General features: G+C 73.2%; 12 protein-coding genes and 1 pseudogene. 8 read left to right on the top strand and 5 right to left on the bottom strand.

All coding sequences use genetic code 11. The features are described 5' to 3' along the window. The first annotated feature begins 27 nt into the window (after positions 1-27). From OG802_RS11945 to OG802_RS11920, 6 genes are all read left to right on the top strand, one after another. The gene (locus OG802_RS11945) at positions 28-792 is read left to right on the top strand and encodes a TIGR03936 family radical SAM-associated protein (RefSeq protein ID WP_329409842.1); all 765 of its coding nucleotides are present in this window, start codon (positions 28-30) and stop codon (positions 790-792) included. A gap of 277 nt (positions 793-1,069) precedes the next feature. Continuing rightward, positions 1,070-5,272, top strand: coding sequence for an Rne/Rng family ribonuclease (locus tag OG802_RS11940; RefSeq protein ID WP_329409840.1), 4,203 nt, complete (start codon positions 1,070-1,072; stop codon positions 5,270-5,272). Positions 5,273-5,728: 456 nt separating this feature from the next. After that, the gene (locus OG802_RS11935; RefSeq protein WP_329409838.1) at positions 5,729-6,844 is read left to right on the top strand and encodes a DegT/DnrJ/EryC1/StrS family aminotransferase; all 1,116 of its coding nucleotides are present in this window, start codon (positions 5,729-5,731) and stop codon (positions 6,842-6,844) included. Then, positions 6,841-7,866 (top strand): Gfo/Idh/MocA family protein, encoded by a 1,026-nt coding sequence (locus tag OG802_RS11930; protein WP_329409836.1) that lies wholly within the window; start codon positions 6,841-6,843, stop codon positions 7,864-7,866. Before OG802_RS11935 ends, OG802_RS11930 begins: the two co-directional genes overlap by 4 nt. A 108-nt stretch (positions 7,867-7,974) precedes the next feature. Next, positions 7,975-9,681 (top strand): glycosyltransferase family 2 protein, encoded by a 1,707-nt coding sequence (locus OG802_RS11925; RefSeq protein WP_329409834.1) that lies wholly within the window; start codon positions 7,975-7,977, stop codon positions 9,679-9,681. 9 nt (positions 9,682-9,690) lie between these two features. Continuing rightward, entirely contained in the window at positions 9,691-10,974 is a 1,284-nt protein-coding gene (locus OG802_RS11920; RefSeq protein ID WP_329409832.1) for a nucleotide sugar dehydrogenase, read from the top strand. A gap of 230 nt (positions 10,975-11,204) precedes the next feature. Here OG802_RS11920 and OG802_RS11915 read toward each other — a convergent pair. From OG802_RS11915 to wecB, 4 genes and pseudogenes are all read right to left on the bottom strand, one after another. Then, a pseudogene (locus OG802_RS11915) lies at positions 11,205-12,083 on the bottom strand (acyltransferase family protein); the annotation flags it as partial. A gap of 108 nt (positions 12,084-12,191) precedes the next feature. Further along, the gene (locus OG802_RS11910) at positions 12,192-13,853 is read right to left on the bottom strand and encodes a glycosyltransferase (protein WP_329409830.1); all 1,662 of its coding nucleotides are present in this window, start codon (positions 13,851-13,853) and stop codon (positions 12,192-12,194) included. Continuing rightward, positions 13,850-15,172, bottom strand: coding sequence for a glycosyltransferase (locus OG802_RS11905; protein ID WP_329409828.1), 1,323 nt, complete (start codon positions 15,170-15,172; stop codon positions 13,850-13,852). The genes OG802_RS11910 and OG802_RS11905 overlap by 4 nt, the downstream gene beginning before the upstream one ends. 111 nt (positions 15,173-15,283) lie before the next feature. Next, positions 15,284-16,360 (bottom strand): non-hydrolyzing UDP-N-acetylglucosamine 2-epimerase, encoded by a 1,077-nt coding sequence (wecB, locus tag OG802_RS11900; protein WP_256914714.1) that lies wholly within the window; start codon positions 16,358-16,360, stop codon positions 15,284-15,286. A gap of 331 nt (positions 16,361-16,691) precedes the next feature. On the opposite strand from wecB, the gene OG802_RS11895 reads away from it, so the two are divergent. Both OG802_RS11895 and OG802_RS11890 read left to right on the top strand, forming a co-directional pair. Further along, on the top strand, positions 16,692-18,272 hold the full coding sequence (locus OG802_RS11895) for a glycosyltransferase family 4 protein (RefSeq protein ID WP_329409822.1): 1,581 nt from the start codon (positions 16,692-16,694) through the stop codon (positions 18,270-18,272). A gap of 120 nt (positions 18,273-18,392) precedes the next feature. Beyond that, positions 18,393-20,534, top strand: a complete 2,142-nt coding sequence (locus tag OG802_RS11890; RefSeq protein WP_329409819.1) for a glycosyltransferase — start codon at positions 18,393-18,395, stop codon at positions 20,532-20,534. 204 nt (positions 20,535-20,738) lie between these two features. On the opposite strand, the gene OG802_RS11885 is transcribed toward OG802_RS11890, so the two are convergent. Next, positions 20,739-21,362: an acyltransferase gene (locus OG802_RS11885; protein ID WP_329409817.1), complete on the bottom strand. Its 624-nt coding sequence runs from the start codon at positions 21,360-21,362 to the stop codon at positions 20,739-20,741. Positions 21,363-21,462 lie beyond the last annotated feature (100 nt).

Here is a 21,462-nt window from a genome sequence, read left to right as displayed (position 1 = left end):
CCCGAAGGCCCGCCGCCCGCACCCGCGGTGCAGCGCATCCGTCTGCGCTACACCAAGCGCGGCCGCCTCCGGTTCACCAGCCACCGTGACTTCCAGCGTGCCTTCGAGCGCGCGTTGCGCCGTGCCGAGGTGCCGATGGCGTACTCGGCGGGGTTCACGCCGCACCCGAAGGTGTCGTACGCCAATGCCGCACCCACCGGCACGGGCAGTGAGGCGGAGTACCTGGAGATCGCGCTGACGGCGGCGCGTGATCCGGAGAAGCTGAGAGCTCTGCTCGACGAGTCGCTGCCCACCGGGCTCGACGTCGTCGACGCGGTCGAGGCCCGGACCTCAGGTCTGGCCGACCGGCTGACGGCCTCCGTGTGGGAGCTGCGGCTGGTGGGCGTGGACCGGGCCGACGCCGACCGCGCGGTGGAGGCCTTCAACCGGGCCGACGCCGTGGAGGTCCAGCGCACGACCAAGAACGGCGTTCGCACCTTCGACACCCGGGCCGCGGTCGTCAGTCTGGAAACGCACGGTGAACCTGCTGATAGGCCGACCGACCAGCCCTGTGCGATACTGCGGCTGGTTGTTCGGCACGTGACGCCTGCCGTACGACCCGACGACGTCCTGTCCGGTCTCCGCGCCGTGGCCGACCTGGCGCCGCCGGTCCCCGCTGCGGTGACCAGGCTGGCGCAGGGGCTGTTCGATGAAGAGACCGGCTCGGTGACCGACCCGCTCGCGCCCGACCGCGAGGCAGCTCAGGCCCTCACAACGGCCGATCCCGCTGCCGCCGCGAAGGCGCCCGCGTAGGGAAGGTCCCGCGAAGGAACGTACGTCGTAGCGCCGCCCTCGTACTCGGGAGCCACCTGGGTCGGGCAGCGCACCGACCAGAAGACTTTCGCCAGGCCGTACGCATTCGGCGTACGGAACCGGCGAGACAGGACACAGAGAGCTCCCGTGCGGCGCCCGCGCCCCGGACGGCGGCACCGCGCATCGCGCGAGCCGCGGACGTCAACGGCGGTCGATCCCTTGTGATCGCCGCCGGACCAGGCGCGGCGCCCGGGAGCCTGACGGGAGAAACGCCCGCATGCTCGAGCCAACCGAATCCGCAGAGTCCGTGACGGACTCCGAAGCGAACACCCCCAGCGACACCCTGCCGCCGCGTCGTCGGCGCCGTGCCGCTTCCCGGCCGGCGGGTCCGCCGTCCGGGGCCGCCGCCGACGCCCCGGCAGAGATCACCACGCCGGCCATACCGGCCGTGGAGTCCGTCGCGGAACTGGCGGAGGACGACGTCACGGACGAGACCGTCCAGGACGAGAACACCGGTGCCGCCGCCGCGGCGGACCAGCCCGCGGAGGCCGCCGAGGCCGCTCCGCGCGCCCGCCGCCGGGCCACCCGCCGGGCCTCCGCGCCCGCCGGCGCCCCGGCTGCCGTCGAGGCGGCCGAGACCGTCGTGCCGGCCGCCGCCGAGGCGAGCGCCCCGGCCGACCAGGCCGCCGCCGACGAGGCCGCGGCCGAGGAAGCGGCTCCCCGCCGCTCCCGCCGCCGCGCCACGCGCCGCGTGACGACGCCCACGGAGGCGCCGGCCGAGGTCGTGGAGGCCGCCGTGGAGCCCGCCGCCGCGCCCGAGCCGGTCACTCCGGCAGCCCAGGCGGCTCCGGCAGCCGAGGAGGAGCCCGCCGAGGCCGCCCCGCGCACCCGGCGCCGCGCCACCCGCCGGGTGACCGCCCCCGCCGCCGCGCCGGAGGCCGCCGACACCACCGCGGACGCCGAGGCCGAGGCGTCCGTGGCGACGGAGGAGGCGGCCGAGCCGGCTGCTCCGCGCTCCCGCCGTCGTGCCACCCGTCGCGTCTCCACGCCCGCCGCCGAGGCCACCGAGACCCCCGAGGTCGCGGAGCCCCAGGCGGCCCAGGAGCCCGAGCCGGCCGTGGAGCCGGCCGCCCCCGCCGCCGTCGAGGAACCGAAGGCCGCCGAGGCCCCCGCCGCCGACGAGGACGAGGCCGAGGCCGGTCCGCGCCGCGGTCGCCGTCGGGTGGTCCGCCGGGCCGCGGGCGGCTTCTCCGCGCCCGAGCCCGTGAAGGGCGAGGACGACGCTCCGCGCCGTCCGGCGCGGCCCGCGGTCGCCGTCTTCCAGGCGCCCGTGTTCGCCGAGCCCCAGTTCCAGACCCCGCAGCGGGCCGCGGCCGAGGCCGCCGCCGAGGCGGAGACCGTCGTGGCCGAGGAGCCCGAAGAGGTCGAGAGCGCCCCGGAGCCCGCCGAGGAGCCCGCCGGCACGCGCCGTCGCCGTCGCCGCAGGGCCGCCGTCGCCGGTGAGGACGCCGACTCCGGTCGCCCCGCCGCACCCGCCGCCGAGAGCGCGGCGCCCGTCGCCGAGGACGAGCCGGACAGCGAGCCGGAGGAGGCCGACGAGGCCGCCGAGGACTTCGCCGACGGTGACGACGACGGCGAGGAGACCGGTTCGCGCCGCCGTCGCCGCCGCGGCGGCCGCCGCCGCCGCCGGGGCGACGCCGCCGACGGCGAGGGCGAGTCCGGCGACGCCGACTCCGACGACGCCGCCGGGCACAGCGCCCGGGACACCGAGGACGCCGCCGAGCAGGACGACGCCGAGGACGAGCACGCGGACGACGAGGACGCGGGCGGTTCCACCGCCGGCAGCCGTCGTCGCCGCCGCCGTCGCCGCCGCGCCGGGGACGCCTCCACCGAGGCGGTCGAGCCCGTCGACGGGGACCCCGAGCGCACGGTCGTCAAGGTCCGCGAGCCGCGCAAGTCCTTCGAGCCGTCCGACGAGGTGCAGTCCATCAAGGGCTCGACCCGCCTGGAGGCCAAGAAGCAGCGCCGCCGGGAAGGCCGTGAGCAGGGCCGCCGACGCGTCCCGATCATCACCGAGGCCGAGTTCCTGGCCCGCCGCGAGGCCGTCGAGCGGGTGATGGTCGTCCGCCAGAGCGGCGAGCGCACCCAGATCGGCGTCCTGGAAGACAACGTGCTCGTCGAGCACTACGTCAACAAGGAGCAGGCCACCTCGTACGTCGGCAACGTGTACCTGGGCAAGGTGCAGAACGTCCTGCCGTCGATGGAGGCCGCCTTCATCGACATCGGCAAGGGGCGCAACGCCGTCCTCTACGCCGGCGAGGTGAACTTCGAGGCGCTCGGCATGGCCAACGGGCCGCGCCGCATCGAGGCCGCCCTGAAGTCGGGCCAGTCCGTCCTCGTCCAGGTGACGAAGGACCCGATCGGCCACAAGGGCGCCCGTCTGACCAGCCAGGTCTCCCTCCCGGGCCGCTACCTCGTGTACGTGCCCGAGGGCTCGATGACCGGCATCAGCCGCAAGCTGCCCGACACCGAGCGGGCCCGCCTCAAGACGATCCTCAAGAAGATCGTCCCCGAGGACGCGGGCGTCATCGTGCGCACCGCCGCCGAGGGCGCGAGCGAGGACGAGCTGCGCCGTGACGTCGAGCGGCTTCAGGGCCAGTGGGAGGACATCCAGAAGAAGGCGAAGAACGGCGGCGGCTCCAACGCGCCGACGCTGCTGTACGGCGAGCCGGACATGACCGTCCGGGTCGTGCGCGACATCTTCAACGAGGACTTCACGAAGGTCATCGTCAGCGGTGACGAGGCCTGGTCGACGATCCACGGCTACGTCTCGCACGTCGCCCCCGATCTCGCGGGACGGCTGTCGAAGTGGACCTCCGAGGTCGACGTCTTCGCCACCTACCGGATCGACGAGCAGCTCGCCAAGGCGCTGGACCGCAAGGTCTGGCTGCCCAGCGGCGGCTCGCTGGTGATCGACCGGACCGAGGCCATGGTCGTGGTCGACGTCAACACCGGCAAGTTCACCGGGCAGGGCGGCAACCTCGAGGAGACGGTCACCAGGAACAACCTGGAGGCGGCCGAGGAGATCGTGCGCCAGCTGCGGCTGCGCGACCTCGGCGGCATCATCGTGATCGACTTCATCGACATGGTGCTGGAGTCCAACCGGGACCTGGTGCTGCGGCGTCTGCTGGAGTGCCTGGGCCGCGACCGCACCAAGCACCAGGTCGCCGAGGTCACCTCGCTGGGCCTGGTGCAGATGACCCGCAAACGGGTCGGCCAGGGCCTGCTGGAGTCGTTCTCCGAGACCTGTGTGCACTGCAACGGCCGCGGCGTCATCGTCCACATGGAGCAGCCGACGTCCGCCGGCGGCGGCGGCAAGCGCAAGAAGCGCGGCCGCGGCGGCGACGGACAGGGCCACGACCACGAGCACGAGCACGAGACGGCGGCGGCCGAGACCGCCGAGCCGTACGCGGACGCCGAGCCGGAGACGGAGAGCGAGGCCGAGGTCGCCGCCGAGGTGGCCGAGCCGGTCGCGCTCGCCGCCCCCGACTTCGCCGTGGACGAGGAGCTGTACAGCAGCGTCGCCGAGGCTGAGGCCGCCGCCACGCGCGGCCGGGGCCGGCGTCGGTCGAGCCGCCGGGCGTCCGCTCCCGCGGGTGCGCCGCGGGGCGGGTCGCGCCGCGCGGGCGGCTCCGAGGCGTTCGTCTCGGAGCTGTCGGCCGGGACCGCGGAGGAGACCGTCGAGGCGCCCACCGCGCAGGACGTCACCGTCGAGGCGGAGACCGAGCGTCCGGTGCAGCCGGCCGCTACGGCCACCGCGCACACGGAGCCGGCCGCCGTCGAGGACCCGGTCGTCGAGGCGTCCGCCGCCGGCGCGCCGGCCGTCGAGGAGGCCGCGCCCAAGGGCCGTACGCGCCGCCGCGCCACCCGCAAGGTGTCCGCGCCGGCCGGATCGCCCGCCGGCGCCGAGGCCGCCGTGGTCACGGTCGCCGAGACCCCGGCCGCCCCGGCCCCGGCCCCGGCCGCCGAGGCCGCCCCGGTCGAGCAGCCGGAGGCCGGCCAGGCCGCCGAGCCCGTCGCCGAGAGCGCGGCCCCGGCCCGCCCGCGGCGCCGCGCCGTGCGCAAGGCCACCGCGCCGACCGCCTCCGAGGAGACGGCCGTCGTGGTCGTCCCGTCGGTCGCGGCGGAGGCCACGGCCGGGTCCGTGACCGAGGGCGCGGCCGAGGCCACGTCCGAGGGGGCCGCCGCGCCCGCCGACGACGAGGCGGCTCCGGCGAAGAAGACGGCCGCCCGCAAGACGGCGAAGAAGGCCACGGCGAAGAAGGCCGCCACCAAGAAGACGGCGGCGGCCAAGACGACGGCCGCGAAGAAGACCGCCGCCAAGAAGACGACGGCCAAGAAGGCGGCCAAGTCGGTGTCGAAGAAGACCGTGGCGGCCGAGCAGAGTGTGCCGTCCGTCACGGCCTCGACGGAGGACTGACCCGCCCGGCGCGGACAGACACGGTGCGGGCGTCCGGAGCATCCGGGCGCCCGCACCGGCGTTTCGCCCGCCCCCCGTGCCTGCGTCGCCGTGCGTTCACCATGGAGTTACTCTGTGTCTCTCTTGTGAGAGAGCGCACCCGCGCCATGGGTTTCGGGGTGATGACCCTGGGCAAGTTCGTCGTCTCCAGGCTGGTAACGTGCACTCTGGTCTCGGTGGCCAAAGACATGCACACCGTGACCACAGCCGATGAGCACATCCGGTCCTCCGGTCCGGACACGGCTGACTTCCCGCGAGGAACCCTCACGGGGCGGGGTCCTGTGTACAAGCCGTCCGCCCGCCCACAGGCGCCGGCGGACAACCAGGGATGCGGCCGTGCTGTGCATCGACACGGTCCCTTCCCGACCATGCATGACGTGGTGCGCCTTCGAGGTCGCCGTAGAGGAGGGGATGTCGATGACCGACGCCCATGAGTTCATACCGGCCGCCAAACCAGTGATCGGCGAGGAGGAGATCGAAGCCGCCGTGCGCGTGCTGCGCAGCGGCATGGTCGTCCAGGGGCCCGAGGTGGCCGCCTTCGAGGAGGAGTTCTCGGAGCTCGTCGAGGGACGTCACTGCGTCGCGGTCAACTCCGGCACCTCAGCGCTGCACCTGTCGCTCCTCGCCCTCGGCCTCGGCCCGGGCGACGAGGTCATCGTGCCGTCGTTCTCCTTCGCCGCCTCCGCCAACGCGGTGCGGCTCGTCGGCGCGGACGTCGTCTTCGCCGACGTCGACCCGGAGACGTACTGCCTGGACCCGGCCGCGGTCGAGGCCGCCCTGTCGCCGCGCACCGCCGCGATCATGCCGGTGCACCTGTACGGTCACCCGGCCGCCATGGACAAGATCATGGCGATCGCCGGGCAGCACGGACTCGCCGTCGTCGAGGACGCCTGCCAGGCCCACGCGGCCGCGCTGAACGGCACCCCCGTCGGCGCCTTCGGCGCGGTCGGCACGTTCAGCTTCTACCCGACGAAGAACATGCACAGCCTCGAGGGCGGCATGATCTCCACGGGTGACGCGGAGACCGCGCGGACCCTGCGCCTGCTGCGCAACCAGGGCATGGAGAAGCGCTACGCCAACGAGATCGTCGGCGCCAACGTGCGCATGACGGACGTCTCGGCCGCCATCGGCCGCGTGCAGCGCCGCAAGCTGGACGGCTGGACCGAGCAGCGCATCGCCAACGCCGCCTACCTCAGCGAGCACATCACGGCGCCGAACGTGATCACGCCGAAGACCGCCGACGGCGCCCGGCACATCTTCCACCAGTACACGGTCCGCATCCAGGGCGACCGCGACGCCGCCATGGCCCGGCTCACCGAGGCCGGCATCGGCAACGCCGTGTACTACCCGACCCCCATCCACCGGCTGAAGCCGTACTGGGAGCCGGACCAGAAGGCGGGCCGCACCTGGGACCTGCCCGAGACGGACCGGGCGGCCGCCGAGGTCGTCTCCCTGCCCGTCCACCCGGCCCTGTCCACGCAGGACCTGGAGCGGATCGTCACCGCCGTCAATGCTCTGGGGGAGCAGCTGTGAGCACCGGGAAGTCGCTGCGAGCGGGACTCGTCGGCCTCGGTTCCATGGGGCGTCACCACGCCCGTGTCCTGTCGGGTCTGGACGCCGTCGACCTCGTCGGCGTCGTCGACCCGATGGGGGACAAGTTCGGCGCCGCCCAGGGCGTGCCGATCCTGGACACCGTCGAGGAGCTGATCGCCCTCGGCGTGGACTACGCCGTGGTGGCCTGCCCGACGCACCTGCACGAAGAGGTCGGTCTGGCGCTCGCCGACGCCGGCGTCTGCGCGCTCATCGAGAAGCCGGTCGCGGAGTCCGTGGAGGGCGCCCGCCGGCTCGTCGAGGCGTTCGAGTCCAAGGGGCTCGTGGCCGGCGTCGGTCACATCGAGCGCTGCAACCCGGCGCTGATGTCGCTGCGCGCCCGGCTGGAGGCCGGCGAGCTGGGCGACGTCTACCAGGTCGTCACCCGCCGCCAGGGTCCCTTCCCGCACCGCATCGCGGACGTCGGCGTCGTCAAGGACCTCGCCACGCACGACATCGACCTGACCGGCTGGGTGACCGGGCGTCAGTACGTGTCCATCGCCGCGCACACCGTCTCCAAGAGCGGCCGTGAGCACGAGGACATGGTCTCCGCGGTGGGCCGCCTCGACGACGGCACCATGGTCAACCACCTGGTGAACTGGCTGAGCCCGCTCAAGGAGCGGTTCACCTCGGTCACCGGCGAGCGCGGCTGCTTCATCGCCGACACCCTCACCGCCGACCTCACGTTCCACTCCAACGCGGCGGTCACCACCGAGTGGGAGGCCCTCCAGGCCTTCCGCGGCGTGTCCGAGGGCGACATGATCCGCTACGCGATCCCGAAGCGCGAGCCGCTCCAGGTCGAGCACGAGCTCTTCCGCGACGCGGTCCTCGGCAAGCCCGTCGACATCTGCACCCTGCGCCAGGGCATGCGCACCGTCGAGGTGGCCGCGGCGCTCCTGGAATCGGCCACGAACAACACCAGCGTTACGCTTCCGGTGGAGGACCTGGCCGTCCATGGCAGCTGAGCATCACACATCGGGGGAACGGTGCGTGCTCGGCGGGACTCCTACGTTCTGTGAGACTTTCCCCGCAGGACCAAGCCGGCCCGGCCGGCGGAGACCAGGAGCCCGAGCATGAGTGCTGCGCCTGACGTCAGCGTCGTCGTGGCGGTGTACAACACGATGCCGTACCTGACGGAGTGCCTGAACTCCCTGGTCGGGCAGACCATCGGACGCGAGCGGCTGGAGATCGTCGCCGTCGACGACGGCTCCACCGACGACAGCGGCCGCGAACTCGACCGGTTCGCGGCCCTGTACCCGGACACCGTCAAGGTGATCCACCAGCCCAACTCCGGCGGCCCCGCCGCGCCCAGCAACCGGGCGCTGGAGGTGGCGACCGGCCGGTACGTGTACTTCATCGGCTCCGACGACTACCTCGGCGAGGAGGCGTTGGAGCGCATGGTGAGGTACGCCGACAAGCACGACTCGGACGTGGTCGTCGGCAAGATGGTCGGCACCAACGGGCGCTACGTCCACCAGGCGCTGTACCAGCACGGCAACCGGGACGTTCCGCTGGACGAGCCGGGGGTGCCGTTCACCCTGGCCAACACCAAGCTGTTCCGCCGCGAGCTGGTGGAGAAGCACAAGCTGCGCTTCCCCGAGCACATGGCGGTGGGCAGCGACCAGCCGTTCACCATCGAGGCGCTCGTGCGGGCCCGCAAGATCTCGGTGGTGGCCGACTACACCTGCTACTACGCGGTCAAGCGCGGCGACGCCAGCAACATCACCTACCGCGCCGACCACCTCTCCCGGCTCGAGTGCACCGCCGAGATGATGAACTTCGCGGCCGGTCTCATCGAGGCGGGCCCGCAGCGCGACGCCCTGCTGCGCCGGCACTTCACCTGGGAGCTGGCCAAGCTCGTCCAGGACGACTTCCCGGCCCTGGACCGCGCGTTGCGCGAGAGGATCTGCGCGGGCATAGCGCGGCTCGCGGACGCCTACTTCACCGACGGCATCCGCGAGGCCATGGACGTCAGGCGGCGGGTGCGCATCGCCCTGGCCCAGGCCGGCGCGGTCGACGAGCTGTGCGAGGCGATCGTCTCGGAGCCCCGCGACGGCGTCACGTTCGTGGTCGAGGACGACCGCACGTACGCGCGCTACGCCGGCTTCCGGGACCCGCGCATCGGCCTCGCCGACCGTGTCTACGAGGTGCTCGACGGCGACTCGGTCGCCGCCCACCTCGCCCCGGGCGTCCGGCTGCTGGCCTCAGAGTGGGAGCAGCAGGGCGACGGCCTCGCCTACACGGCGTCCGTGCGGGTGCCCCTGGCCGGCGTGGCCGACGGCGTGAGCCTGCGGCTCGCCCAGGGGGCCATGCCCAAGTCCGCCGACAAGAACGGCGCCCGCAAGCTGAAGCCGAACCACAAGACCCCGGCGCCCGTGGGCGAGCAGGCGGTGAAGCCCGCCGAGGACGGCGCGGCCACCGTGCTGCACGCCCGCGTCCCGCTGGAGTACGTCACCGCCAAGCGCGGTGTGCGGGTGTACCTGGACGTGGCCGGCGCCACGTACGAGGTCCCCGTGCGGGGCACCGACCTGCCCATGCCGCTGGCCCGCCGGTGGGGCCGGGAGGGGGACCCCTACCGGGCGTCGGCCATCGTCAACGACAAGGGGCGTGTCGTCGTCGACACGGCTCGGATGTTCCCGCCCAAGAGCGCTCTGGTCATCAGCGCGCTGACAGCTTTCGTCCGGAAGCTGAAGTCCCTGGCCGTCCGCGTCAGGGCGGCCGGCGTCAGAAAGTTGAAGTCCGCCGGTCTCAAGAAGCCGACCGGTTCCAAAAGGAAGTAGCGACCCTCCATGAACATCTGTGTAGTAGCACTCGGCAAGATCGGCCTGCCGCTCGCCGTGCAGTTCGCCTCCAAGGGCCACCGGGTCATCGGCGCGGACGTCAACGAGAAGGTCGTCGAGCTGGTCAACGCCGGCGTCGAGCCGTTCCCCGGCGAGCACGACCTCGACGTCAAGCTGAAGCAGGCCGTCGACGCCGGGCTGCTGAGCGCGACGACCGACACCGCGTCCGCGGTCGCCGAGTCCGAGGCCGTCGTCGTGGTCGTCCCGCTGTTCGTGGACGCCGAGGGCACCCCGGACTTCGGCTGGATGGACTCCGCGACGAAGGCGATCGCGCAGGGCCTCAAGCCCGGCACGCTGGTCTCGTACGAGACGACCCTCCCGGTCGGCACCACCCGCACCCGCTGGGCGCCGATGCTGGCGGAGGGCTCCGGCCTGACCGCGGGCGACGACTTCCACCTCGTCTTCTCCCCGGAGCGCGTCCTGACCGGCCGGGTCTTCTCCGACCTGCGCCGCTACCCCAAGCTGGTCGGCGGCATCGACGAGGCGTCCGCTGCCCGCGGCGTCGAGTTCTACGAGGCCGTCCTCGACTTCGACGCCCGAGACGACCTGCCGCAGCCGAACGGCGTCTGGGACCTGGGCACCGCCGAGGCCTCCGAGCTGGCCAAGCTCGCCGAGACCACCTACCGCGACGTCAACATCGGCCTGGCGAACCAGTTCGCGCGCTTCGCCGACAGCAACGGCATCGACGTCAAGAAGGTCATCGAGGCCTGCAACTCGCAGCCCTACAGCCACATCCACCAGCCGGGCATCGCCGTCGGCGGCCACTGCATCCCGATCTACCCGCGGATGTACCTGTGGAACGACCCGGCCGCCACCGTCGTGCGCTCCGCGCGTGAGGCCAACGCCGCGATGCCCGAGTACGCCGTCGACCTGCTGGCCGCCGCGTACGGCGACCTGACCGGCGTCAACGTGCTCGTGCTGGGCGCCGCCTACCGCGGCGGCGTGAAGGAGACGGCGTTCTCGGGCGTCTTCCCGACCGTCGAGGCCCTCAAGGCGCGCGGCGCGGTCCCCTTCGTCTCGGACCCGATGTACACCGACGCCGAGCTCCTCGCGCACGGCCTCACCCCGCACGCGGGCGAGAAGGTCACCGCGGCGATCCTGCAGGCCGACCACGCCGAGTACCGCACGCTGACCCCGGCCGACCTGCCGGACGTCACCGTCCTGGTCGACGGCCGCCGCACCACCGACCCGGAGGCCTGGAAGGGCGTCCGCCGCGTGGTCATCGGCGGCTGAGTACCGCACGCACACGGCCGCGGCCTCCGTCCCCCGCATGGGGGGACGGAGGCCGCGGCCGTGGCGGCTAATCGCGTCTCGGCGACCGGCCGGGGCTCGGGCGCGCCGGCGCGTGGGACGGACGGGCCGGCGCGGCGCAGGCGGCGCTCGGCCGGGTGCTCCACCCCGTGGTAGGCGGCGGCCGCGGCGGTCAGGCTGACGGCCAGGACGCCCGCCCAGAACAGCAGCGTCGCCCCGCCGGGGGCGGGCCTGCCCCACGTGAAGACGGCGGCGCGGATCACGATCTCGTGGAGCAGGTACCAGGCGAACGACCAGTGTCCGAGCCTGATCATCCAGGCCCCGCCGAGCCCGGTGCGCCGGCCGTCGAGGTCGGCCCGTGCCGCCGCGCAGATCAGCGCCGCGAAGATCGGGGCCGACAGCCACTGCGAGGCCGTGTAGGGGCTGTACCAGAGCGGGTCGGGGACCGCGTGCGACCACGGGATCAGGGCCAGGTGCCAGCCCACGACGAGCGCCGCGGCGGCCCACAGCGGCAGCGGTGGCCGCCAGCCGCGCTTGAGCGCCAGCCCGGCCACCACGCCCAGCACGAACTGCAGCGCACGCGTCAGCGGCAGATAGTCGAGCGCCCAGCTGCGGGTGGTCGGCGACAGGCCCGACAGGGCCGGCCACAGCACCAGGGCGGCGCAGGTCACGGCGACGGCCGTCCACACCCACACGCGGGCGCGGTGGCCCGCCAGCAGGGCCAGCAGCGCCGGGAAGAGCAGATAGAAGAACGCCTCGTCGCTGAGCGACCAGGCCGCCGGGTTGCCCCCGGTGTACATCACCGGGTCCGGGAACCAGGCGTGCACGGCCAGCAGGTTCGCCCCGAGCGCGGCGAGCGACACGGGCAGGCCCATGACGCACCACACCGCGACCGACAGGGCGGCGCTGACCGCGAGCAGCGGCCAGATCCGGGCGAAGCGCCGCCACAGGAAGACCTTCGCCGGGACGCGGGCGCCGTCGTACGTCCAGGCCAGGACGACGCCCGACAGGACGAAGAAGAAGGTCACACCGCTACGGCCGTACCAGACCACGTCGCTGACGTACGGTACGGCGCCCGTCTTGCGGGACAGGTGGTAGAGGACTACGAGAAGGGCCGCCCAGAAGCGCAGCCCGGTCAGCGAAGGCAGCCGGTCGCGACCGGGCTCACGAGTCTGCAGTTCATCGCGCCGTCCTTCCTTCTAGCGCAGCAGGAGCCGGTCGAACTCCTCTCGCACGACCGGCCAGTCCCATGATGCCAGGGCGTGCGCGGAAGCCGCCTCGCCGGTGCGGCGCCAGCTGTCCGGGTCCGCGGTGACCTTCAGGATGCGTTCCGCCGCTTCCTGCGGGGTGGCGACGACCCAGTCGGCGGGGAACAGGGTGCGCGCCCCGTTGGTCTTGCCCGCGAAGAACGGCCAGTCGCGGCCCACGGGGACGGCCCCGCTCGCGGCGCCCTCCACGAACCCGCAGTGGAAGCTCTCCCGCACGGAGGAGCTGAGGATGACGCCGACGTCCGTCAGCGCGGCCGGGACGTCGTCCAGCTGGCCGAGCCTGCGGACGGCCCCCGAGGGCTCCAGTTCGGCCAGGTCGCCCCGGTAGAGGCGGGCGTAGGCGCGGGCGGCGGCGCTGAGCTTGGCGTCGACGTCCTCGCCGATCAGCAGGAGCCGGTAGCGGGAGTCCTGCGCGCGCAGGATCCGCAGCACCTCGATCGCCCAGCGCGGGTCCTTGGCGACCGACGAGATCCCCGTGAGGCCGAGGGTGAAGCGGGCGTCGTCCGGCTTGGGACGCACCTGTGCGGCCAGGTCCATGGCGTTGGCGATGACGTGCAGCCGGGGCGTGCGCCGCCCGGGACCCGCCGTCAGGCCGGGCGCCACGGCCACCGTCAGGTCCCGCAGATGGGCGCCGACGAACACCAGGTCGTCGACGCGGCTGAAGTCGACCAGGAACGGCCAGGGGCTGAACGTCTCGGCGCTGTGCAGGCGCACGACGATCCGGGTGTCGCCCGGGTCGACTGAGGTCAGCAGCGCGGCCGGTCCGACGCACCAGTCGACGAAGACGGTGTCCGCCCAGTCCAGGTGGGGGCGCAGGAGCTTCTCGGCCTGCCGGCCGAACTCCTCGTCCTCGCCCAGCCGGTGGGCCGCCAGCGCGGTGAGGGAGCCGGCCAGCTTGTCGAGCTCCGGCTCGTCCTTCAGGTCCAGGGAGCGGACCTCGACGCCGGGGTGCTCCGTGTAGTGGTCGCGGATCTCCCCCAGGAAGTTCGCGTTGCCCCGGGTGACGAACAGCAGCCGCAGCGGCCGGCCGGCGGGCGGCGCGGCGGGCTCGACGGTGCGGCCCGCGCCCTCGGTCAGCGCCCTGACGGACGCCGCGGCGTGCACCTGCGCCAGATACCCGGCGGGATTCTGCGCGAGCGGCGACGCCGTCCGGTCGAAGTGCAGCACCCGGTGGAAGGCCAGTTGCAGCGCCCGCACCGCGGACGCGGCCGCCGCGCCGGCGTCGCCCTCGGCCAACCGGTCGTCGGCGTAGGCGAGTTCGGCGGTGACGGCGTCGGTCAGGGCCCGCGGGGCCTTGCCGCGCGCCAGTTCCAGGCGAGCGGCGTCGCCGAGCAGGTCCGCCCGGTGCCGCGCGCTGGTCGTGCGGCGGGCCGCGGAACTCAGCGCGAGGACCGCGCCCTCGGGCCGGTTGGCCTTGTCCAGGCCGTCCCGCACGCGCTGGGCGATGCGGAAGCGCAGCGAGTCCGGCAGCCCCGGCGCCGCCACCACGAGCCGCCAGGCGCGCGCGCCCGCTCCGGTCCGCAGCACGCTCGGGTGCAGCGCGCGCCGGGCCACCGCGCCGGGCAGCCGTGTGATCCCCCGTTTGGCCGTCATGCCGATCGGCTCCCGGTGAGCGCGGAACGGACGGTGTCGTTCAGGTGCTGGGCCGCGGGGGCCATCAGCAGGCCGCGGGTGAAGCGGGCGGCGTGGGCGCGCGCCTCGGCCCGCTGCTCGGGCGTCGTCTCGACGGCCATCCGGGCCGCCTTGACGAAGGAGTCGGCGATGCCCTCGGCGTCCAGGCCGCAGGCGCCGGTCCACAGCGGGTGTCCGGCCAGCACGGCGGAGGCGTCGTGGTCCACCTCGTGGGCGGAGACCACCGGCAGCCCGGACGCCATGAACTCGTACACCTTGCCCGAGGTCACGAAGCGGCCGCCGACGAGCATCAGCACCAGGGCGTCCCAGCGGCCGTAGGTCGCGCCGACCTCGGCCTTGGGCACCGGGCCGCCGAACAGGACGCCGTCGGGCTCGGCCTGCCGGATGAGCGTCATGTGGGCGTTGGCCTCGCGGCTGGCGCCCGCGCCGATGTGCCCGCGGATCTCGAACCGGGACCGGGCGACCAGCGGATCGCGCTCGCGGGCCGCCCGCCAGCCGTCCAGGACGGTGGCGAGGAAGGCGGGCTTGAAGTTCACCGAGCCCAGGTAACCGAAGGTCAGGCCCTTGTCCGGGTCGGGCCGGCCGTGCACCTCGGGCACGCTGTCCGGGTCGAAGCCGTTGCGCACGACGTGCACCCGCTCGGCGAGCTGCGGGTAGCGGTCGCGGTAGAAGTCCGCGATGGGGTCGTTGACGCACCAGATCGCCACGGCCTGCGAGAGGACCTTGGACTCCCACTCGCCCGACTCGGAGTCACGGGTGAACGCCTCGCCGCCGCCGATCACGTCGACCGACCAGCCGTCGCGGAAGTCGATCGCGTACGGGACCTTGTGCGTCTCCCACAGCTTCCACGCGGCGGCCAGGTTGACGTACGGGGCGCAGCTCGCCAGCAGCAGGTCGGCCGGGAACTCGCGGTGGATGTCCACGACGCCCTGCTCCAGGGCCGAGCGCCAGCCGCCGAACACCGGCTCGGGGAAGTGCTCCAGGTGCCGGTCGCGCTCCCGCTGCATCCAGCGGATCGGGTTCAGCGCCCGGTCCTCGGTGAACAGCCGGATGTCGGTCTCCAGGTCCTCACGGGCCAGCGGGAGCTCGACGATCCGCACCCGCGGGTCCACCGGGTCGGAGAGCGTGTGGTCGAGACCGTACTCCCGCTCCCAGGACTCCTCCGCGATGGTGAGCACGGTCACGTCCCAGCCGAGTTCGACGAACTTGTTCGCCGTCTCGCGCATCCGGTACGCACAGCTCTTGGCCGCCGGCGGGAAGCCGATGGCCAGGTAGATCATGTGCGGGCGGACTCCGTCGGGCCGCGGGCCCGTCGTCCTGGGACGCTTGATCACGTTTCGCAAGGGGTGCTCCGGGAGACTGATGGAACGGTGGCGAGAGCGGCGGCCGGCTCAGGCCTCGACGATGGCCTGCACGGCGCGCACGGCGGCGTTCCCGTCACCGTACGGCGTGCCGCGCGGGGTCTCGGGCGCCGGACGGGTGGCGAGCGCGGTGAAGTCGGGGGTCTCGTGCGGGTCCGGCACCAGGTGGTTCCAGCCGCCCTCGAGCGTCTCGACCCACTCGGTCTCCGGACGCACGGTGGTGCAGGCGCGGCCCAGCAGGAAGGCCTCCTTCTGCAGGCCGCCGGAGTCGGTGACCACACCGGCGGAGCCCAGGACGGCGCCCACGAGACCGGCGTAGGGCAGCGGACGGCCGACGCGCACCGCGCCCTGGTTCAGCTTGATGCCGTGCTGCTCGGCACGGGCCACCAGACGCGGGTGGGCCAGCAGCGCCACCGGGACGGGCAGCGCGGCCAGCGAGCCGATGATGGCGGCGAGCCGCTCCGGGTCGTCGGTGTTGTCCGGCCGGTGCAGCGTCGAGACCAGGTAGGGCGCGTCGGCGTCGATGCCCTCGGGCAGCTCCGGACGCGGGTGCTCGCCGGCCAGGACGGCGTCGCGGATGCGCAGGCAGACGTCGACCATGACGTCGCCGACGAGGGTGGAGCGGTGCGCCAGGCCCTCGTTCGACAGGTGGCGCATGGCCTCCTCGGTCGGCGCCAGCAGCAGGTCGGCGGCGTGGTCGGTGAGGACGCGGTTGTGCTCCTCGGGCATGCGCCGGTTGAAGGAGCGCAGGCCCGCCTCCAGGTGCGCGACCCGGTAGTGCAGCTTCACCGCGGAGAGCGCGCCGGCCACCGTCGAGTTCGTGTCGCCGTAGACCAGGACCCAGTCGGGCTTCTCCGTCTCCAGCACCTTGTCCATCGCGGCGAGCACCGCGCCGGTCTGCTCGCCGTGGCCGCCGGAGCCGACGCCGAGGTGCACGTCGGGGTCCGGGATGCCCAGGCCGGAGAAGAAGACATCGGAGAGGTCCGCGTCGTAGTGCTGGCCCGTGTGCACGATGACGTGCTCGTGAGGGGTGTCGGCGAATGCGGCCGCGATGGGCGCGAGCTTGACCAACTGGGGGCGTGCGCCCACGACACTGATGACCTTCACGTGCGCTGCTCCTACTGAATAAACGTATGGACGGCCGAACCCAGATCATACGGGCGTGGCGGCGGCCGTCGCCGCGCCCGGGCGACGCCCCGGCGACAGCCCGGCGACAGCCCTGCAACGGCCCGGCAACGGCGCGGGCCGGGCCGCGGGGCGGTCCGTCGCTGACGGTATGCTTTGATGCGCCGGGTTATCGGGTTATGTAGCCGTGCCGTCAGCACCCAAGTGCACTGCACGAGACACCCGCTTTGGACGGAACTGGTGTGCGAGCTCGATCATCCTTGCGGGCTCCTGCAACGTGCCAGAAGTTTCAGATCAGGAAAGGCACACATTCATGGAGCTCGACAGCACCGAGGGTCAGAGAAGGCCCAAGGCCTCCCGCGGCCGCGTTGTGATGCTGGTCGACAACGGTGTCCGAAATGACTCGCGTGTCCAGAAGTCGGCTCGATCCGCTGCCGAGGCCGGCTGGGAGGTCGTCCTTTTCGGCATCTCGCCCGCTCCCGAGATCCAGACCTGGAACATCGGCGACGCCGAGGTCCGCCTGGTGCCCAAGCCGAGCCCGCTGGGCCCCAGCCGTCAGGACAGGCACGGACTGCGCTGGCGCAGCCCGCTCGCGTACCGCACGCCCCAGATCGCCAAGTACCGCAAGCAGCAGGTGAAGGCCTGGCGCGCGGACCTGCGCTTCCGCGCCGCCGCCGCCAAGGCCGGCGGCCCCGGCCGCCCCAGCGCCAGCGGCGCCGCCGCCCGCCTGGTCGTGCCCAAGGCCGCCGCGAAGCTGACGAGCAAGTGGGTGTCGGTGCGCGCGCGCCTGACCGGCCGCGCCAAGCGCAAGCGCTCGAAGTTCGACACGCCGCTGGACAAGCTCCAGATCAAGTTCTGGCAGATCACCATGGGCCAGCGCGCCTGGCGCCGGCTCCTGCCGTACCTGTGGGACTTCGAGCTGGCCTTCGGCCCGCACATCGACGAGCTCAAGCCCGACATCATCCACGCGCACGACTTCCGCATGCTGGGCGTGGCCGCCCGCTCGGCGGTCCGGCTGCGGGCCGCGGGCCACCCGGTCAAGCTCGTCTGGGACGCGCACGAGTTCGTGCCCGGCCTGCACTCCCACCACGACCGCTGGATCCCCGGTCACGTGGCGTGGGAGAAGGAGCACGCGGTCTTCTCCGACGCGGTGATCACCGTCTCCCCGTCGCTCGCCGAGCTGCTGGTCAAGGGCCACAAGCTCAAGGAGACCCCGTACGTCGTCCTCAACGCCCCGGTCATGAAGCCGGCCGCGGACGAGGTGGCCGACGTCGACCCGGTCCCCGACCTGCGCGAGCTGTGCGGCGTCGACGCGGACACCCCGCTGCTCGCGTACTGCGGCGGCATCAACCCCGTGCGCGGCGTCGAGACGATCATCGAGGGCCTCACCCTGATGCCCGACGTGCACGTCGCGCTGGTGTCCCTGCCGCCGTCGGGCAAGCACTTCCCGGCCACCAAGAAGATCATCGAGCTGATCGAGGAGCTGGGCGTGGGCGACCGCGCCCACATCCTGCCCTTCGTGCCGCACTGGCAGGTGCCCGAGTTCCTGTCCACGGCGGACGCGGCGGTCAGCCCGCTGCACCACCTGCCCAACCACGAACTGGCCCTGAGCAACAAGTTCTTCGAGTACTCCCAGGCCCGGCTCCCGCTGGTGGTCAGCGACATCCGCACCATGGCCGAGATGGTCGAGAAGACCGGCCAGGGCGAGATCTTCAAGGCCCAGGACACCGAGGACTACGTACGCGCCGTCAAGGCCGTCCTCGCCAACCCCGAGCGCTACCGGGCCGCCTACGACGACCCGGGACTGCTGGAGAAGTGGACCTGGGAGGCCCAGGCCGTGGTCCTGGACCAGATCTACAGCCGGCTGCTGCCCGGCGACGGGAAGACCGCGTGACGGCACTGCTGTGACCCACCGCGACGGTCCGGCGCAGGGGAGTGACACCGCCCCTCGCCGGACCGACGCACACAGCACGTCCCTCGCACGGAACGCAGAACAGGTGGAGGACCTCCTCGCATGACCCACGTACTCCTGATCGCCGGCACGGCGCCGACGCTCTCGATGCTGAAAGCCGCCGTCGAACAGTTCCGGGCCGCGGGAGCGACGGTGCGGCTGGCCGGCTACTTCGACCGTGAGGCGGTGGACGGCGTCCTCGACGCCGCCGACGTCTGCTCGCTCACCGAGTCGGCCGCCGAGCGGGGCGACGCCTTCGCCAAGCGCGTCGCCAAACTGCCCCCCGCCCGCCGGACCTGGGCGAGCGCGGAACGCAACCGCTGGGTCCTGCGCAACGCCCGCCGGTCGCAGGTGCTGGTCGCGCTCGACGCGCACGGCGTCTACACCGTCTGGCGGCTCGCCGAGCGCAACCGGCGCGCCGACGCCGTCTTCGGCGTCGCGCCCGGCCTGCGCGCCCTCCAGGCCCGCGGCGAGCGCCCGATGCACTACGTGCTGCGCGACGCCGTCCGCACCGTCCCGTCCCCGGCCGTCACCCTGCGCTCCACCAAGCGCGGCGTGCGGCACAGCGCGGGCGCCGTGCTGCGCCGGGCCTCGTCGCCCGCCGTGATGCGCACCTCGATCGGCGCCAAGGCGTGGCGGACCGCGGTCGTCGCACCGCGCGTGCCGGACGCGATGCGCGCCAAGCTGGCCCGCCGGGTCAGCCTGAGCATGGCCAAGGGCGGCCGCAAGACCGGTGCCACGATGGTGCTGAACCAGGCCGCCGAGCGGATCAACAACCGCAAGCTCAGCGCGGCCCTGCTGGCGGACGCCGCCCGCGCCGACCTGGCCCGCGGCCACGACGACCCCAAGCTGCGCGACAAGGCGATCCGGGCCGCGCTGGCCATCGCCGAGCAGCGGTTCAAGAAGAAGGACCTCGCGGCGGCCGCCGACCAGCTCTCCACGGCGTTCGCCCTCGCGTTCAACCGCGGTCTGCACTTCGACGGGGTGTCCTCGCCGATGGCCGACGACCCCGACGCCTACCTGGCGCCGTTCCGCGAGAACGCCGCGTTCAAGGCGCTGTCCGCGCCGCGCGGACGCGCGCTCCCGGCCGCCGGGGCGCCGGCCGGCCGGCCGCTGCGGCTGCTGGTCACCACGTACGCCAACGCGGCCTTCCTGAAGGCGATCAGGGACCGCTACGAGAACCACCCCGACGTCGAGATCCGCTACCTCGACGTCAACGAGGACGAGAAGCTGCGGCCGCTGGTCCGCGGCATCAAGCGGATCATGGAGCACGCGCTGGGCGGCCAGCCCGCCTTCCACGACAAGGTCGAGGAGGCGCTGCGGCCCCACCTGGACTGGGCGGACACCGTCTTCGTCGACTGGTGCACCAACGCCGCGGGCATCTTCACCGCCGTGGACCCCGGCACCACCCGCATGGTCGTCCGCCTGCACAGCTACGAGGCGTTCGCCTTCTGGCCGCACGTGGTGGACTTCACCCGCGTCGACGACCTGATCCTGGTCAGCGAGCACCTGCGCGAGGTGGTGGAGAAGGTCCTGCCGCAGCTGGCCGGACCGGACACCGCCACCACGCACGTCGTCCCCAACGCCATGGACCTCCTGCCGTTCAAGCGGCCGAAGGCCGGCCCCGAAGCCCGCTTCACCCTGGGCCTGGTCGGCGTCAGCGCCGTGGCCAAGGACCCGCGCTGGGCGGTGCGGGTGCTGCGGCTGCTGCGCGAGAAGGACGAGCGCTACCGCCTCGTCGTCATCGGCGAGGGCCTGCCCCGCAAGGCGGGCGCGGCCGTCCGCGCCTACGACGACCTGCTCCAGGCGGACCTGGAGGAGCTGCGGGCGGCCGGCGCCGTGCACCTGGTGGGCCAGACGGACGACGTGCCGGCGGCGCTCACCGAGGTCGGCGTCATCCTGAGCAGCTCGGTCCGTGAGAGCTTCCACTGCGGCCTGGTCGAGGGCACGGCCAGCGGCGCGCTCCCGGTCGTCCGCGACTGGCCGTTCTTCGCCTCGCTGGAGAACGGGCCCCGCACGCTGTTCCCGGGCGAGTGGGTCGTCTCGACGCCGGAGGAGGCCGCCGAGCGGATCCTCAAGCTCACGGCCACCGAGGACACCTGGCGCGCGGCGACGGAGCCGGCCGCCGAGCACGCGCTGGAGATGTGGGACTGGTCGGTGGTGAGCCGGGAGTTCGACCGGCTGCTGCTGGGCGAGCAGGCGTAACGCCCGCACCCGTAGGACAACCCGCAGGAAAAAAGGTTTCGGCCGCGTCCGACAGGACGCGGCCGAAACCTTTTTCCGTACGGCCGGGAGGCGGCGGCGAAAGCCAGGGGCCCGGAGCCCGGAGCCCGGAACCCGGAACCCGGAGGGAGAGCCGGGAAGAGCCGGAGGGAGAGCCGGGTGCCGCCGCCGGGCGGGGGAGCAGGCCTAGCGAGCGTCGCGGGCGTCGGGTGCGTCGCGCTCCACCAGCACGCCGTCCTTCTCGTCGTACAGCTCGCCGCTGCGCGGGCACTCCCACACACCGGACTCGCCCGCGCGCTCGACCAGCTTGACGCCGGCCTTGCCGACCCAGCCGACCTGCCGCGCGGGGACGCCGACGACCAGGCCGAAGTCCGGCACGTCCTTGGTGACGACGGCGCCGGCGGCGACCATCGCCCAGCGGCCGATGGTGATCGGCGCGACGCACACGGCACGGGCCCCCACGGACGCGCCGTCCGCGATCCGCACGCCGACGGCCTCCCAGTCGCCGCCGCGCTTCTGCTTGCCGTCCGGGTCCACGGAACGCGGGTTGTGGTCGTTGGTGAGCACCACGGCCGGACCGATGAAGACACCGTCGCCCAGCTCGGCCGGCTCGTAGACCAGCGCGTAGTTCTGCAGCTTGCAGTTGTCGCCCATGTGCACGCCCGAGCCGACATAGGCGCCACGGCCGATCACACAGCCCTCGCCGAGGCGCGCGCCCTCGCGGATCTGAGCGAGGTCCCAGACGCTGCTCCCGGCGCCGATCTCGGCACTGTCGTCGACCTGCGCGCTGGGCTGGACCCTGTAGTTCACTTCTTCGCCTTCCGGTGTGGGGCTTCGCCCGGCGAGCATACGGGGCCCGGGGGACGAGGCCTGCGCGCGGGCCGGGCGCCCGGTAGGACGGGGCCGCGGC

Source organism: Streptomyces sp. NBC_00704 (assembly GCF_036226605.1).
GTDB lineage: Bacteria > Actinomycetota > Actinomycetes > Streptomycetales > Streptomycetaceae > Streptomyces.
The sequence above is the reverse complement of the archived record's forward strand: the minus strand, read 5'-3'. Positions and strand labels throughout refer to the sequence as shown.